At 67.8% G+C, this 15,435-nt stretch carries 16 protein-coding genes; 4 read left to right on the top strand and 12 right to left on the bottom strand.

What is annotated here, in order from left to right; genetic code table 11:
• Nucleotides 1-55 precede the first annotated feature (55 nt).
• Both aceA and ACXYX3_RS02980 read right to left on the bottom strand, forming a co-directional pair.
• Entirely contained in the window at nucleotides 56-1,348 is a 1,293-nt protein-coding gene (aceA, locus tag ACXYX3_RS02985) for an isocitrate lyase (RefSeq protein ID WP_458610091.1), read from the bottom strand.
• Nucleotides 1,349-1,586: 238 nt separating this feature from the next.
• A complete protein-coding gene (locus ACXYX3_RS02980) occupies nucleotides 1,587-2,381 on the bottom strand; it encodes an acyl-[acyl-carrier-protein] thioesterase (RefSeq protein ID WP_241206534.1) in 795 nt (264 codons plus the stop codon).
• A gap of 78 nt (nucleotides 2,382-2,459) precedes the next feature.
• On the opposite strand from ACXYX3_RS02980, the gene ramB reads away from it, so the two are divergent.
• Both ramB and ACXYX3_RS02970 read left to right on the top strand, forming a co-directional pair.
• A complete protein-coding gene (gene ramB, locus ACXYX3_RS02975; RefSeq protein ID WP_241206535.1) occupies nucleotides 2,460-3,902 on the top strand; it encodes an acetate metabolism transcriptional regulator RamB in 1,443 nt (480 codons plus the stop codon).
• Nucleotides 3,899-4,435: a carboxymuconolactone decarboxylase family protein gene (locus ACXYX3_RS02970; RefSeq protein WP_458610090.1), complete on the top strand. Its 537-nt coding sequence runs from the start codon at nucleotides 3,899-3,901 to the stop codon at nucleotides 4,433-4,435. Before ramB ends, ACXYX3_RS02970 begins: the two co-directional genes overlap by 4 nt.
• Here the strand turns inward: ACXYX3_RS02970 and ACXYX3_RS02965 are convergent.
• Nucleotides 4,432-5,097, bottom strand: a complete 666-nt coding sequence (locus ACXYX3_RS02965) for a TetR/AcrR family transcriptional regulator (protein ID WP_241206537.1) — start codon at nucleotides 5,095-5,097, stop codon at nucleotides 4,432-4,434. The two genes, ACXYX3_RS02970 and ACXYX3_RS02965, sit on opposite strands and share 4 nt — an antisense overlap.
• Before the next feature lie 80 nt (nucleotides 5,098-5,177).
• Between ACXYX3_RS02965 and ACXYX3_RS02960 the strand changes: the two genes are divergently transcribed.
• A complete protein-coding gene (locus tag ACXYX3_RS02960; RefSeq protein ID WP_458610089.1) occupies nucleotides 5,178-6,290 on the top strand; it encodes an FAD-dependent oxidoreductase in 1,113 nt (370 codons plus the stop codon).
• Here ACXYX3_RS02960 and ACXYX3_RS02955 read toward each other — a convergent pair.
• The 9 genes from ACXYX3_RS02955 to ACXYX3_RS02915 form a co-directional block, all read right to left on the bottom strand.
• Complete coding sequence (locus ACXYX3_RS02955) at nucleotides 6,273-7,379, bottom strand: GGDEF domain-containing protein (protein WP_458610088.1); 1,107 nt, start codon at nucleotides 7,377-7,379, stop codon at nucleotides 6,273-6,275. The genes ACXYX3_RS02960 and ACXYX3_RS02955 overlap by 18 nt on opposite strands.
• Before the next feature lie 27 nt (nucleotides 7,380-7,406).
• On the bottom strand, nucleotides 7,407-7,685 hold the full coding sequence (locus ACXYX3_RS02950) for a hypothetical protein (RefSeq protein ID WP_241206540.1): 279 nt from the start codon (nucleotides 7,683-7,685) through the stop codon (nucleotides 7,407-7,409).
• On the bottom strand, nucleotides 7,686-9,080 hold the full coding sequence (gene lpdA / locus ACXYX3_RS02945; RefSeq protein ID WP_458610087.1) for a dihydrolipoyl dehydrogenase: 1,395 nt from the start codon (nucleotides 9,078-9,080) through the stop codon (nucleotides 7,686-7,688).
• Between the two features lie 11 nt (nucleotides 9,081-9,091).
• On the bottom strand, nucleotides 9,092-9,385 hold the full coding sequence (locus ACXYX3_RS02940; RefSeq protein ID WP_241206542.1) for a hypothetical protein: 294 nt from the start codon (nucleotides 9,383-9,385) through the stop codon (nucleotides 9,092-9,094).
• Nucleotides 9,378-9,656 carry a putative holin gene (locus tag ACXYX3_RS02935; protein WP_241206543.1) on the bottom strand — a complete coding sequence of 93 codons (279 nt, stop codon included), beginning with the start codon at nucleotides 9,654-9,656 and terminating at the stop codon, nucleotides 9,378-9,380. Before ACXYX3_RS02935 ends, ACXYX3_RS02940 begins: the two co-directional genes overlap by 8 nt.
• A gap of 117 nt (nucleotides 9,657-9,773) precedes the next feature.
• Nucleotides 9,774-10,250, bottom strand: a complete 477-nt coding sequence (locus tag ACXYX3_RS02930; RefSeq protein ID WP_458610086.1) for a DUF779 domain-containing protein — start codon at nucleotides 10,248-10,250, stop codon at nucleotides 9,774-9,776.
• Nucleotide 10,251: 1 nt separating this feature from the next.
• Nucleotides 10,252-11,535, bottom strand: coding sequence for a helix-turn-helix domain-containing protein (locus tag ACXYX3_RS02925; protein WP_458610085.1), 1,284 nt, complete (start codon nucleotides 11,533-11,535; stop codon nucleotides 10,252-10,254).
• Nucleotides 11,536-11,558: 23 nt separating this feature from the next.
• Nucleotides 11,559-12,338, bottom strand: a complete 780-nt coding sequence (locus ACXYX3_RS02920; RefSeq protein ID WP_458610084.1) for an acetoin reductase — start codon at nucleotides 12,336-12,338, stop codon at nucleotides 11,559-11,561.
• Between the two features lies 1 nt (nucleotide 12,339).
• Nucleotides 12,340-13,392 (bottom strand): 2,3-butanediol dehydrogenase, encoded by a 1,053-nt coding sequence (locus tag ACXYX3_RS02915; protein WP_241206547.1) that lies wholly within the window; start codon nucleotides 13,390-13,392, stop codon nucleotides 12,340-12,342.
• A 207-nt stretch (nucleotides 13,393-13,599) separates the two neighbouring features.
• Between ACXYX3_RS02915 and ACXYX3_RS02910 the strand changes: the two genes are divergently transcribed.
• On the top strand, nucleotides 13,600-15,429 hold the full coding sequence (locus ACXYX3_RS02910) for an NAD(P)-binding domain-containing protein (protein WP_458610083.1): 1,830 nt from the start codon (nucleotides 13,600-13,602) through the stop codon (nucleotides 15,427-15,429).
• Nucleotides 15,430-15,435 lie beyond the last annotated feature (6 nt).

The raw sequence follows: 15,435 nt of genomic DNA, 5'->3' as shown, positions 1-15,435 counted from the left end.
GTGTACGCGCCGTGCGGCGTGTCGCTGTGCTGACACGCGCGCTCGCGGGGCAGGCCTAGTGGAACTGGCCTTCTTCGGTGGAGCCGGCGAGCGCGGTGGTCGAGCTGGTCGGGTCCACAGTGGTGGCGATCCGGTCGAAGTAGCCGGCGCCGACCTCGCGCTGGTGCTTGGTCGCGGTGTAGCCACGCTCCTCGGCGGCGAACTCGCGCTCCTGCAGATCGACGTATGCCTTCATCTGCTCACGGGCGTAGCCGTAGGCCAGGTCGAACATCGAGTAGTTCAGGGCGTGGAAGCCGGCCAGGGTGATGAACTGGAACTTGAAGCCCATCGCGCCCAGCTCACGCTGGAACTTGGCGATCGTGTCGTCGTCGAGGTGCTGCTTCCAGTTGAACGACGGCGAGCAGTTGTAGGCCAGCATCTGGTCGGGGAACTCGCTCTTGACGCCCTCGGCGAACTTCTTGGCCAGCTCCAGGTCCGGCGTGCCGGTCTCCATCCAGATGAGGTCGGAGTACGGCGCGTAGGCCTTGGCGCGCGCGATGCAGGGCTCGAGGCCGTTCTTGACCCGGTAGAAGCCCTCGGCGGTGCGGTCACCGGTGATGAACGGCTGGTCGCGCTCGTCGACATCGGAGGTGATCAGCGTCGCGGCCTCGGCATCGGTACGGGCGATGACGACGGTCGGGACGTCGGCGACGTCGGCGGCCAGACGGGCCGAGGTCAGGGTGCGGATGTGCTGCTGGGTCGGGATCAGCACCTTGCCACCGAGGTGGCCGCACTTCTTCTCCGAGGCCAGCTGGTCCTCCCAGTGCGACCCGGCGACACCGGCGGCGATCATCGCCTTCTGCAGCTCGTAGACGTTCAGCGCACCACCGAAGCCGGCTTCACCGTCGGCGACGATCGGGGCGAGCCAATTCTCGACCGAGGTGTCACCCTCGACCTTGGCGATCTCGTCGGCGCGCAGCAGCGCGTTGTTGATGCGGCGGATGACCTGCGGCACCGAGTTGGCCGGGTAGAGGCTCTGGTCGGGGTAGGTGTGGCCGGAGAGGTTGGCGTCACCGGCGACCTGCCACCCGGACAGGTAGATGGCCTTGAGTCCCGCGCGCACCTGCTGCACGGCCATGTTGCCGGTCAGGGCGCCGAGCGAGTTCACGAAGTCCATCTCGTGCAGCTGCTCCCACAGCACCTCGGCACCGCGGCGGGCCAGCGTCGCCTCTTCGACGACGGTGCCCTGCAGGGCGACGACATCCTTGGGGGTGTAGGTGCGGGTGATGCCCTTCCAGCGGGGGTTGTGGTCCCAGTCGTGCTGGATCTGTTCGGGGGACTTCGGCGTGCCCACGGTCGACTTGGTCATGAGGTGACCCACTCCTTCAAACGGTTGTTAACGTTCCAGCGTCTTCACCGGACTGCTGAGACGAGGATGCATCACGGCATAACCGCAGGTCCACCCGTTTCGCTTGTAAAGTTTCGCCAACACCCGGGCCGAGCTTGCGAAGATTGCGAAGGCATACCTGTGCTGAACCGGTTCAGAAGTTACCGGCTGGTAAACGATCGTCGCAGGTCAGTACGCCCGTACTGTTTGGTGGAGCGATTCAGAGCGGGAAGATCGCCGCGACCGCTTTGACCTCGTCGCCGACCGCATATGTGAGCGTTGTAACACTCCGATCGGTGAGCTCAGGACCGAACTTCTCGGTCGATCCGGCCGGATATGTGTGCTGCAGGATCTCCAGCTTGTCGCCGAGGGCCACCGGCAGGTCGTGCTCGATGGTCACGCGCAGCGGCACGCGCATCAACTCGGGGTGCGCGTGCAGATAGTCCTCGACCACCGACCAGTACACGGAGTTGTTCATGTGGTCGAAGATGTCGATGTCGCTGACCCGCACCGGGTAATCGCGGACGAGCTCGGCGTCCTCGCGCGACCCCGCACTCAAGTACGCCTTCCACCGCAGCCGGCCCTCGCTGGTCGTGCGGCGCAGCCCCTCGATGAAGTCGTCGGCGATGCGCGCCGGCCCCTGGGTCTCCCGGTTGATGTTGATCCAGAACGCCTCGGATTCGACGAGCCCGCCCTTGCGCCCCTCGATGCGCACCCGCATCTCGCACCACCGATTCGAGGTTCCCGAGCACCAGCGGCGCAGCCGCAGGATGTCCTTGAACACGATCGGCTCGATCATGTCGATCATGGTGCGGCGGACGATCCACAGCGGGTGGGTCTCCTCGAAGCCCATCTCGCGCAGCTGATCGGTGCCGATGTCCTGGATGTGCCTGGTCGCCGCGTCGAACTTCAGCCGGCCCTCACGATCGACGTCGGCCACGCGCAGCGGCCACTCGATGTCGAACACGTCGGGGTGCCCGTCGGGCACCGGCATCAGCGTCTTGGCCAAGGTCACGGAACCTGATGATGCCACACAGGTCCGTCGTGCAAATTCTGCGAATACCGTGTTAGCAGCCCGCTACGCTGGTTCGACGTGGCCAAGACATACGTCGGAGCACGGGTGCGTCAACTGCGCAGCGAGCGGGGGTTCAGTCAGGCGGCCCTGGCCCAGATGCTCGACATCTCTCCCAGCTACCTGAACCAGATAGAGCACGACGTGCGGCCTCTGACCGTCGCCGTGCTGCTGCGCATCACCGAGGTGTTCGGCGTCGACGCGACGTTCTTCGCCTCCCAGGACGACACCCGTCTGATCGCCGAGCTGCGCGAAGTGCTGATGGACCGTGACCTCGACGTCGACGTGGGCACAGCCGAGGTCGCCGAGATGGTCGGCGCCCACCCCGATCTCGCTCGCGCCATGGTGAACCTGCACCGTCGCTACCAACTGACCACGACCCAGCTGGCCGCGGCCACCGAGGGCCGGTTCAACGTCGCGAGCGTCAACCCGGGGGCCAGTGGCACGGGATCGATCTCGATGCCGCACGAAGAAGTGCGCGACTACTTCTACCAGCGGCAGAACTACCTCCACGAGCTCGACACCGCGGCCGAGGAGCTGACGGCTGGGATGCGAGTGCAACGCGGTGAGCTGGCCGGCGACCTCTCCGACAGGCTGCGCTTCGTGCACGGCGTGCGCATCATCCGCCGACAAGACCTCGGCGAAGGTGTGCTTCACCGCTTCGATCCCGCCACCAAGACACTCGAGATCACCGCGCATCTGTCGATGGGGCAGCGGGTGTTCCGGATGGCCGCCGAGCTCGCCTACCTCGAGTACGGCGCGCTGATCGACAAGCTGACCGACGAGGGCCACTTCACCAGCGACGAATCCCGCAGACTGGCCCGCCTCGGATTGGCCAACTACTTCGCAGCCGCGACCGTGCTCCCCTATGCCCAGTTCCACGAGATCGCCGAGAGCTTCCGCTACGACGTCGAGAGGCTGTCTGCCTACTACTCGACGAGTTACGAAACGATCTGCCACCGCCTGTCGACGCTGCAGCGACCCTCGATGCGCGGCGTGCCGTTTTCGTTCGTGCGTGTCGACCGCGCAGGCAACATGTCAAAGCGTCAGTCCGCCACCGGTTTTCATTTCTCGTCCAGCGGTGGCACGTGCCCCCTGTGGAACGTCTACGAGACGTTCGCCTACCCCGGCAAGATCAGTGTTCAGATCGCCGAGATGCCCGACGGCCGGGCCTACATGTGGGTGGCGCGCACGGTGGAGCGGCGCGCCTCGCGCTATGGTCAGCCGGGTAAGACGTTCGCGATCGGCCTGGGCTGCGAACTGCGGCACGCGCATCGGCTGGTCTACTCGGAAGGCCTCGACCTCAGTGGTGACCCCAAGGTTTCAGCGACGCCCATCGGGGCGGGATGCCGCGTCTGCGAGCGGGACAACTGCCCGCAGCGGGCCTTCCCCGCGCTCGGCCGCGCACTCGACATCGACGAACACCGCTCGACGGTGTCCCCGTACCTGGTGAGGCAGTCATGAGCGAACGCATCTCCCCCGGAGGGTTCAAGGAACTCGGCCCCATCAACTGGACGATCGCCAAGGTCGGCGCGCGCGGCATCCGCCGACCGCGGTTCAGCCTGATGAACGTGCTGGGCCGTCATCGCACGCTGTTCCTCGTCTGGTTGCCGCTCTCGGGGTATCTGCTGGGCGCGGGCAAGCTCTCACGGCGCGACGCCGAGTTCGTGATCCTGCGCGTGGGGCATCTGCGCGACTGCGAGTACGAGCTGCAGCAGCATCGCCGGCTGGCGCGCACCCGCGGTGTCGATGCCGCGACCCAGGCGGCGATCTTCGCCGGTCCCGACGCCGACGGCCTCACCGACCGGGAACGAACCCTGCTCACCGCCACCGACGAGTTCGTCGTCACGCGGGGCGTGTCACCCCAGACATGGCAGGCGTTGGCCCGCTACTACACACCCGCCCAGCTCATCGAATTCTGTGTGCTCACAGCGCAATACGACGGCCTGGCGGCGACCATCACCACACTGGGTGTGCCACTGGACTTCCCGGACTAGCCGCCCGGCGGCGCGAGTCCTGCGAGCAGGATGTCGATGCCGGCCAGGAACTGCTCGCGATCGTCGTGGTCACGCAGCTGTGCGGCCATCCGGTGCACCACCGGATACCGCTGCGCGTCGTAGCGCTGCCATCGCTGCGCCATGTCGTCGAGAAGCGCGGCCCGGTCGGCGCCGGGCGGCCGCTGACGGGCGTTGGCGGCGTTCTGTCCGGCCACGCCGAGAACGAAGCTGACCAGGGTCGAGCCGGCGTGGAACAGCGCCTCGTCGGCGACGCCGAGGGCGGTGAGGTGCCGGCCCACCCGCTCGTAGATCTCGACCATCGCAGGCTGCCACGGCTGCCGGACCAGGTGCGCGCCCACCCAGGGATGAGCGTCGACGGCGTCGAAGATGCCGAGCGCGACAGCGCGGATCCCGACGTCCGGGGGGTCAACGAGCCCTGAGTCGGGAAGTGCAGCGGCGATGACGCTCTCCGTCGCGGCACCGAGCAGGGCGTCTTTGTCGGCGACGTGCCAGTAGATGGCGCCGGCGCCGGTCTTCAGGCGCGCGGCGAGCGCACGGAAGGTGAGGGCGGATTCCCCGTCGTGATCGAGGATTTCCACGGCGGCGGCAACGATGCGGTCGGTCGTCAACGCCTCAGGCCGGCGGGACGTACGGGGCGACATGGCTAATCTTGACATTTCTGGAACGTCGTTCCAAGCTGGCGTTAGGTTGGAACGTCGTTCCATGACGAGCGGAGCACCAGATGGACACCTCGATCACCATCATCGGCGCGGGCGTGGGCGGCCTCACCCTCGCCCGGGTGCTGCATGTTCACGGCGTCGAGGCAACGGTGTACGAAGCCGAACCGGCGCCACAGAGTCGCAGCCAAGGCGGACAACTCGATTTGCACCGGGGCACAGGCCAATTCGCACTCGAGGTGGCGGGGCTGACGCGGGAATTCGGGTCGATCATCCACCAGGGCGCCGAGGCGGCGCGAATCGTCGGCTGCGACGGTTCCGTGCTGTTCGAGCAGGCCGATGACGGCACCGGCGGTCGCCCCGAAGTGCTGCGTGGCGAGCTGCGTCGGATCCTCCTCGAGTCGCTGCCCGAGCACACCGTGCAGTGGGGACACAAGGTGGACCGCATCCACCCGCGCGGTGACGGTCGCCACGACGTGCTGTTCACCAACGGAAAACAGCTCACCACAACACTTCTCGTGGGCGCCGACGGCGCATGGTCGAAGGTCCGCCCACTTCTGTCCGATGCGGCGCCGACGTATTCGGGGGTCACCTTCGTCGAGACCTACCTGTACGACGCCGATACCCGCCACCCGGGCGCTGCGGCGCTGGTGGGGGCCGGCGCGATGTACGCGGTGGCGCCCGAGTGTGGCATCATCGCCCACCGCGAGGCCGGCGGAGTGCTACACGTCTACGTCGCGCTGCGGCGACCGGTCGAGTGGTTCGAGACGACGCGGTTGATCGACCGCGTCGCAGCCGAATTCGACGGGTGGGCAACACCTTTGCGGGCGTTGATCACCGAGGCCGACACCGCGCCGGTGCGCCGGCCGATCTACGCGCTCCCTGACGACCATCGCTGGCCGCCGTCGCCCGGGGTGACGCTGCTCGGTGACGCGGCGCATCTGACCGTTCCCGGCGGAGAAGGCGCGAACACCGCCATGTACGACGCCGCCGCGCTCGGTGTGGCACTTGCCGAACGACCCGGCGACATCACCGCGACCGTCGCGGCGTACGAGACCGAGATGTTCTCGCGCAGCAGGGAATCGGCGCGGGATTCGTGGGCGACGCTGGACATCCTCCTCGACGCCAGGGCACCGCAGGGGCTGGTGGAGTTCTTCGCCTCAACGGTGCAGGGCTGAGACTGCGGCCGCGATCGCGATCCGGTCACCGCCACGGGCCTTCGCCTCGTACATCGCGGCGTCCGCCGCAGAGATCACGTCGATCAGATCGGTGCCCGTGGCCCCCGAGGCCGTGGTGGCCGCGACCCCGATGCTCGCCGTCACGGTCGGTTGTGCGGGCGCCGCCACCGCCGCGCGCACCCGCTCGGCCACCGTCCCTGCCTGAGCCGCCGGTATCCGGTCGACCACGAGGAATTCTTCGCCGCCCCACCGCACGACGACCGCATCACTTCGCACGCTCTGGCGGATCCTGCGGGCGATCCGGATCAGCACTTCGTCGCCGACCGCGTGACCAAGGGTGTCGTTGACCGCCTTGAACCCGTCGACGTCGATCAGCAACGCACACAGGTCCGCGCCGGCCGGTGCGCGCTCGTTGAGTTGCTTCATCGCCACGGACAGCCCACGCCTGTTCGTCAGCTCCGTCAGCGGATCGGTCAACGATTGCTTCGAACTGCCCTGCAGCAACCAGAAACCGAACTGCAGCGCAGGCAGGATGCACGCGGTCACGACCAGCGCGATGACGGCCCGCGACACCGCGACCTGCACACCGCCGACCGCAGTGTCGGCGGCCAGCCACACCGCGACTCCACCCACGGCCAGCACACACCAGCCGATGTGCACGAGGTGCAGTCGCGGGCCGTGGAAGAACACCACGTACGCGCCGGCGCACAACAGCAGCGGCATGCCCGACATCGCCAGATTGGGGTCGCCGAACAGCAGTGTCGACAGGGTGATGAGGATGTCGACGTAGGTCAACAGCGCGGTCGATTCGCGCAGCGTCGGCCAGGGCCGCATCGCCCAGCGCACCGCCCACACCAGCGAACCGAGCGAGACCACCGCCCAACCCACGCGGACGAGGGCACTGTCGGCCATCGGCGGTGCCACCGCGTTGATCGCGCTGAGAAGCCCGAGCACCGCGCCGATGCCGGCGATCAGGTACCGCAGGATCGGCAGCAGGGCACGCGTACGCAGGAAGTCGATGCGCCAGTCGTAGTCATCCCGTTGATGCCACCACTGACGCAGCAAAGCCCTGACACCGCCATCCCCCACCGGCACATCATGGCACCGAGTGGACGGCTACAAGTACGTCACGCCCAAGACAGCCAGCGAGAACAACAACGGCGACACCGGCAGCGCCCAGCAGAACACCGCCCACGCCTCGGCTGTGCGCGACTTCTTCTGCCACTGACGCCAGCCGAGGTACCCGGACACGATCGCGACGAGGAACGACACCGCCGCCACGACCAGCACCCAGGTCGGCACATCAGACGACGCGATGGCCGCCGAGATGCCCGCCAGCCACAGCATGTGGCCGATGACCAACCCGCCGATACCGGCGATCCAGATCGCCCTCAATTAGAAGTTGATCATGTGGCCGACCAGACCGTGGAAGCACTCTTGCAGCGCTTCGGACAGGGTCGGGTGGGTGTGTACGTTGCGGGCGAGCTCATTGGCGGTCAGATCCCACTTCTGCGCCAGAGTGAGCTCGGGCAGCAGTTCGGAGACGTCGGGACCGATCAGGTGGCCACCGAGCAGTTCGCCGTACTTCTTGTCCGCGATCAGCTTGACGAAGCCGGTCGGATCGGCCAGGCCGTGGGCTTTGCCGTTGGCGGTGAACGGGAACTTCGCGACCACGATGTCATGGCCCTCGTCCTTGGCCTGCTGCTCGGTCAGCCCGAAGCTGGCGACCTGCGGCTGACAGAACGTCGCGCGGGGCATCATCCGGTAGTCACCGAGCGCCAGCGTCTCCGCGCCGGCGATGGTCTCGGCGGCGACGACGCCCATCGCCTCGGCCACGTGAGCGAGCTGCAGCTTGCCGGTGACGTCACCGATCGCGTAGATGTGCGGCTTGTTGGTGCGCATGTAGTCGTCGATGCCGATGCCGCCGCGGTCGGTCAGCTCGACGCCGGCCTTCTTCAGGTCGTAGCCGTCGACGTTGGGCACGAAGCCGATGGCCTGCATGACCTTGTCGGTCTTGAGCTCGTCTTCCTTGCCGTCCTTGCTGATCTTGACCGTGACCGTCGAGCCGTCATCGTTGATCGACTCGACCTTGGTGCCGGTGAGGATCTTGACGCCCAGCTTCTTGTACTGCTTCTCGATCTCCTTGGACACCTCGGCGTCCTCGTTCGGCAGCGCGCGGGGCAGGAACTCGACGATCGTGACGTCGACGCCGTAGTTCTTCATCACGTACGCGAACTCCATGCCGATCGCGCCGGCACCGGCGATGACGATCGAGCCGGGCAGATCGCGCTCCATGATCTGCTCTTCGTAGGTGATGACGTTCTTGCTGAGTTCCGTACCCGGGACCAGCTTGGTGTGGGCGCCGGTCGCGATGATCGCGTTGTCGAACGTGACCGTCTCGGTGTCACCCTCGTTGAGGTCGACGACGATCGTGTGGTCGTCTGTGAACTTGCCGTACCCGTGGATCTCGGTGATCTTGTTCTTCTTCATCAGGAAGTGCACACCGGCGACCCGGCCGTCGGCGACCTTGCGGCTGCGGTCGAACGCGGCGCCGTAGTCGAAGCTGACGTCACCGCTGATGCCGAACGTCTTGGCTTCCTTGGTGAACATGTGTGCCAGCTCGGCGTTGCGCAGCAACGCCTTCGACGGGATGCACCCGACGTTCAGGCAGACGCCGCCCCAGTACTTGGGTTCGACGATGGCAGTGTTGAGTCCGAGCTGAGCGGCGCGGATAGCCGCGACGTACCCGCCGGGGCCGGCTCCGAGAACGACGACGTCATAGTGGGTCACGCCTTTACACCCTAGTGGCCGCGCAACAGCGCAGCACCCATGGCCGCGGCCAACGGTGCCGACATGAACGCGATGGCCAGCGCGGTGACCGCGGGGCGGTCCTGCACCAGCGCCGTCAGGAGGCTTCCGACGATGCTGGCGACGAGGTAGACGAGCACCGCGAACACCGGAACGGCCTTGTCCGGGGACTGGGCCCACCAGTGATAGAGGCCTGCACCGGCGGCACCCGCGACCGCCCACACCGTGACCGTGACCAGTGCGAATTTCCACCGGCTGAGGTGTTCGGCGACGAGCTGCTCAGACACCGGCGGCCACCTGGACTGCCGTCAGCGCGCCGAGGCAACCGGGTCCGATGGCCACCACCAGCGCACCGACGGCGGTGGCCCAGCGCCGGCCGGACACCAGGATCGTCAGCGTGCCGAGGAGGCTCGGGATGCCGACCGCGAGCGCGACGACGGCCGCGGGCTTCAGGGTGGTGGAGACCTCGCCCGCGACGAACAGGGCACCGGCGACTCCGAGGGCGACGCCGATGAGCATCACCCCGGCCAGCACCGACGCGCGGGGCAGCGGGATCACGTCTGCGACGGTAACGCCGGCGCGGCGCGTTGCGGGTCAGGCGCGCGGGGGACTGTGGTGTGCACTCAGAGCGCTAATTCGCGCTCTGAAGCGACCTGGATGCACACCAGCTGTGCCCTAGCGCAGCGGCACCGGGCAGGCGTCGACCGCCTCGGCGACGACCAGCGTGCCGTGCGCCGACGGCCGCTCACCTCGTTCGTAGGACGCCCCGGTGACCACCGGCTCGTCCGCGAGTGCGGCCAGCTCGTCGTCGGTGAACGCACGGCCACGCGACAGGAACCGCTTGCCTTCTGGCGCTTCGAGACTGAACCCGCCGCCGCGGCCGGGCACCACGTCGATCACCAACTGCGTGTGCTTCCACGCGTCGAACTGCGGCCCGGAGATCCACACCGGGACCCCGTCGCCCACGTCGAAGATCGCCAGAAGGACATCGCGGTCGCCGACGACGAAGTCGCCGTCGGGGTAGCACATCGGCGACGACCCGTCGCAGCAGCCGCCGGACTGGTGGAACATCAACGCCCCGTGGCGGTCCTGCAGCGTGCGCAGCAGGTCGGCTGCGGCAGCGGTGATGAGGGCTCGATTCGGTGCGGGCACGTCAACCATCTTCCTCCAGTCGCGCGGCTCTGATGGCCGGTGCGATCGACGGCGGCAGCAGCATGCGCCGGTCGGCGGGATAGCAGACCGTCAGCCCCACCGACGACGCGAAACGGTAGGGCTGCGCGGCCAGCAGCCCGGAGAACTGTTTGCGCAACCGCGACATCTCGGCACGCACGGTGACCACGCGGGTGCGGTCGCCGTAGAGGTCCTCGGCGAGTTCCGGCGCGGTGCGGCCCTGCGGAGAACGGGCCAGCGCGCAGAGGATCTCGGCATGCCGCAGCGACAGGTCGTGACGCCAGCTGCCGAACTCCCCGACCATGCGCAGCCCCGGCTTGTCCGGATCGGCGAAGTCCAGCGTCACCTGCGAGACGTGCGCGGCCGCCGAGTCGTCGTCGCTGTCGGCCAGGCGCACCAGCCACCCGCCGGGCAGCGGCTCGACCGCGCACAAACCCAACGTCGCCAGCCACACCCGCCCTGGCCCCATCTGGTCCGGCAGCAGGATGCGGTTGTGCAGCGGCATCGCGTCGACCGCAGCGACCCAGCCCTCGGTGTCCACGGCCAGCGCCGGGGCGCCCATGCGGGCCAGAATCGGCGCGGCCACCGAGCGCAGCCGGTTCAACGTCCGGTCGTGCTCGGAGCGCAGGTGCGATTCGGCGAGCCTGGCGACGGCGTCGACGAGCGCGATCGTGGTCGGGTGGACGGTGGCCGCCGGACCCGAGACGTCGACGACGCCGAGCACCTGGCCGGTGCGGGGGTCGCGGATCGGCGCTCCCGCACAGGTCCAGGAGTGGTGGCTGCGCAGAAAATGCTCGGCGGAGAACACCTGGACGGCCCGCTGCGCGGCGAGCGCGGTGCCGATCGCGTTGGTGCCGACGGCACCTTCACCCCAGTGCGCGCCCTCGACGAACCCGAGCCGGTCGGCGTTGCTGAGCACCGACGGCGACCCGGAGCGCCACAGCACCCGCCCGGTTGCGTCGGCGACGACGAGGATGTTCTCGCCCTCGGCGACCAACGACTCGAGGCCGTGCGAGATCTCGTCGAGTACGTCCATCAGTCCCGACGCGCGGCGCAGCGCCTCCAGGCCGCCGGTTTCCACGACCGGGGTGTCGCTCGGTTCCACACCGCTGGCCATCAGTCGCTGCCAGGAGTCGCCGATCACCTCACGAGGGCGGGCCGGCGCGCGATGTCCGGCCATCGTCGCGTCGTAGACAGCCGACATCAACCGCGCGTAGCTGCGCGGATCCTCCCCGACGGCGACGGCGGGTTCAGGCACGGACTGCATCACCTGCGATTGTGCTCCCCATCTCAGCGGTAGACCAGGCCGCCGTCGATCAGCCCGGCCTGGCCGGTCATGTAGTCGGCGTCGGGGCCGGCGAGGTAGGACACGAAGCCGGCGACGTCGTCGGGTGTCTCGGCGCGCCCGAGCGCGATGCCGCCGACGAACTTGTCGTAGGTCTCGCCCTCGGCGGCGCCGGTCAGTTCGGCGAAGCGCTTGTCGATCTCCACCCACATGTCGGTGCCGACCACCCCGGGGCAGTACGCGTTGACGGTGATGCCGTCGGCGGCGTGCTCCTTGGCCGCGGCCTGGGTCAGCGCCCGGACCGCGAACTTGGTCGCGCTGTAGGGGCCGAGCATCGCGAAGCCATCGTGGCCGGCGATCGAGGACGCATTGATGATCTTGCCTGGCTTGCCGTTGGCCGTGAAGTGCGCGACCGCGGCTTGGATCCCCCAGAGCACGCCGTCGACGTTGATGGCCCAGAGCTTCTCGAGCTCGTCGGGTGTGACGTCCGTGATGGGTCCGACCAGCGCGATGCCGGCGTTGTTGACCATGATGTCCAGGCCGCCGAGCGCGCTCGCCGTGTGGTCGACGGCCGCGAACACCTGGTCGCGATCGCTCACGTCCGCGACGAATGTGGTTGCCTTGGAGCCGATCTCGGCGATCTCATCAGCGACGGCCGCGATGCCGTCAGCCGTGACGTCGACCAGCGCCACGTCGGCGCCGTCGCGTGCCAACCGCAGCGCGATCCCCCGTCCGATGCCGCGGCCGGCACCGGTCACCAGTGCGACTTTTCCGGTGATTGCCATGTCAGTTCCCTCCGTTCGGGTCGACGAGGACCTTCATCTTGGTGCCGGCATGGAGTGCCTCGAATCCCTCGTCGACGACGTCGTCCAACGGAATACGGGTCACCCAGCCGGTGGTGTCGTAGCGACCGTCGGCCATCAGCGCGATCACCGCTTCGAAGTCCGCGCCGGTGTAGCAGAGCGAGCCCTGGATGCGGGACTCGTTCATCACGAGGTTGAGAAGCGGCGTCTCGAGGGGCTTTTCGTAGATCGCGACACTGACCATCGGTCGCCGGGAGCCGACGCACGCCAGCGCGGTACTCACCGCGGGCGCCACCCCGGCGGCGTCGAACACGGCGTCGGCGCCCGCACCGGAGGTGTGCTCGGCGATGAACGCGGGAACGTCGGTCGTCGTCGGATCGAGGGTCTGCGCCCCGAGTGCCTCGATGGCCGCGCGCCGTGTCGGCGACGGCTCGACGACGAAGACGTCTTCGAGACCCTTGCCGCGCAACGCGAACCACAGACCGATGCCGATCGGCCCGGCGCCGAACACCATCGCGGAGTCACCGTCCTTGACGTCGCCGAGGGTGGCGGCGTGATAGGCCACCGACATCGGCTCGACGAGGGCGCCCAGCTCCAACGAGACGCTGTCCGGCAGCCGGTGCAACATCGACGTGGGTACGACGGTCGACTCGGCCATGCCGCCGTCGGACATCAAGCCGTGGAAGCCGATCTGCTGGCAGACGTTGTAGTTGCCGGCGCGGCAGGGTCCGCAGTGGTCGCACTTGTAGATCGGTTCGACGGCGACGCGGTCGCCCTCGGCCCATCCGGTCACGCCCTCGCCGACGGCGGTGATGGTGCCGGAGAACTCGTGGCCCATGGTCAGCGGGAGCTGCGCGCCGGTCAGCGGGTGCGGCGAGGTGGGCACGAAGATCGGGCCGGCGTAGTACTCGTGCAGGTCGGTGCCGCAGATGCCGTTGAAGCCGACCTGCAGCTTGACGGTGCCGGGGCGGACCTCGGGTTCGGCGACGTCGTCGATCTCGAGCTTGTTGGGGCCGTAGTAGACAGCTGCTTTCATGCGGCCAGTTCTATGTGACGGCGGCCACACGTCGAAAGAGTTGCAGGGGGTTGCACGACGCCCAAACGTCGGTTTGGGCGAGAAAACGCGGCGTGTCGTGACCCAAGCGTTGGTTTGGGCGTATGAAGCGGGGGTGGAGGAAGCGCGGGGGTTGCAACGCTTCGCAACTCTTGTGCCCGGCCATGACACAGGTGTGGTCTGGCTCACATGACTTCCACTCTCGACCCCCGAACCACCACCCTGACCCCGCAGCAGCGCGTCGACGCCTGGCTGGCCGACTTCGAGGCGGCGCTGGCCGTCCGCGACATCGAACGCGCCGCCGGCATGTTCGCCGTCGACGGCTTCTGGCGTGACCTGGTGTCCTTTACCTGGAATCTCAAGACCCTGGAGGGCCGCGACCAGATCACCGACATGCTGACCGCCCGTCTCGCCGAGACCGACCCGTCGGGATTCGCGACGCGAGAGGAACCCACCCAGGACGGGGACGTCGTCTCCGCGTTCATCCAGTTCGAGACCGCCGCCGGACGCGGCACCGGGCATCTGCGGATCAAGGACGACGCAGGCGAAGACAAGGCCTGGACCCTGCTCACCGCGCTGCAGGAACTCAAGGGCCACGAAGAGCGCAAGGGCGCCACACGCGTCCTCGGTGCCGTGCACGGCGACGACCCCGATCCCCGCTCCTGGGCGGAGAAGAAGGCGGCCGAGGACGCTGAGCTGGGCCGCACGATCCAGCCGTACACGCTGGTGATCGGCGGCGGTCAGGGCGGCATCGCCCTCGGCGCACGGTTGCGTCAACTCGGTGTGCCGGCGATCGTCGTCGACAAACACGAGCGACCCGGCGATCAGTGGCGCAAGCGCTACAAGTCGCTGTGCCTGCACGATCCGGTCTGGTACGACCACCTGCCCTACCTGCCGTTCCCGCAGAACTGGCCGGTGTTCGCACCCAAGGACAAGATCGGCGACTGGCTGGAGTTCTACACCCGCGTGATGGAGGTGCCCTACTGGTCGAAGACGACGTGCCTGTCCGCCACATTCGACGACGCCGAGGGCCGCTGGACCGTCGAGGTGGACCGCAACGGCGAGCGACTGACCCTGCACCCGACCCAGCTGGTGCTCGCCACCGGGATGTCGGGCAAGCCGTATGTGCCGACGCTGCCCGGCCAGGACGTGTTCCGCGGCGATCAGCACCACTCGTCGCAGCACCCCGGCCCCGACGCCTACGCCGGCAAGAAGGCCGTCGTCATCGGGTCGAACAACTCCGCCCACGACATCTGCAAGGCGCTCTACGAGAACGGCGTCGACGTCACGATGGTGCAGCGGTCGTCGACCCACATCGTCAAGTCCGACACCCTGATGGACATCGGCCTGGGCGACCTGTACTCCGAGCGGGCACTGGCCGCGGGGATGACGACCGAGAAGGCCGACCTGACGTTCGCCTCACTGCCGTACCGGATCATGCATGAGTTCCAGATCCCGCTGTACGACCAGATGCGGGAGCGCGACAAGGAGTTCTACGACCGGCTCGAAGCCGCCGGGTTCGAATTGGATTGGGGCGCCGACGGTTCCGGGCTGTTCATGAAGTATCTGCGGCGCGGCTCCGGCTACTACATCGACGTCGGCGCCTGCGACATGGTCGCCGACGGGCGAATCAAGCTGGCGCACGGCCAGGTCGACCATCTGACCGAGGACTCGGTGGTGCTCGCCGACGGCACCGAGCTTCCCGCCCAGGTCGTGGTCTACGCGACGGGCTACGGCTCGATGAACGGCTGGGCGGCGGATCTGATCGGCCAGGACGTCGCCGACAAGGTCGGCAAGGTGTGGGGTCTGGGCAGTGACACCCCGAAGGACCCCGGGCCGTGGGAGGGCGAGCAGCGCAACATGTGGAAGCCCACGCAGCAGCCCAACCTGTGGTTCCACGGCGGCAACCTGCATCAGTCCCGGCACTACTCGCTGTATCTGGCGCTGCAGCTCAAGGCCCGCTACGAAGGCCTGCCCACGCCGGTGTACGGCCTGCAGGAGGTGCACCACCTCAGCTAGGACGCG

It is taken from the genome of Mycobacterium sp. Panama NTM2 (genome assembly GCF_054355555.1).
This window is presented reverse-complemented; position numbering and strand designations above follow the sequence as displayed.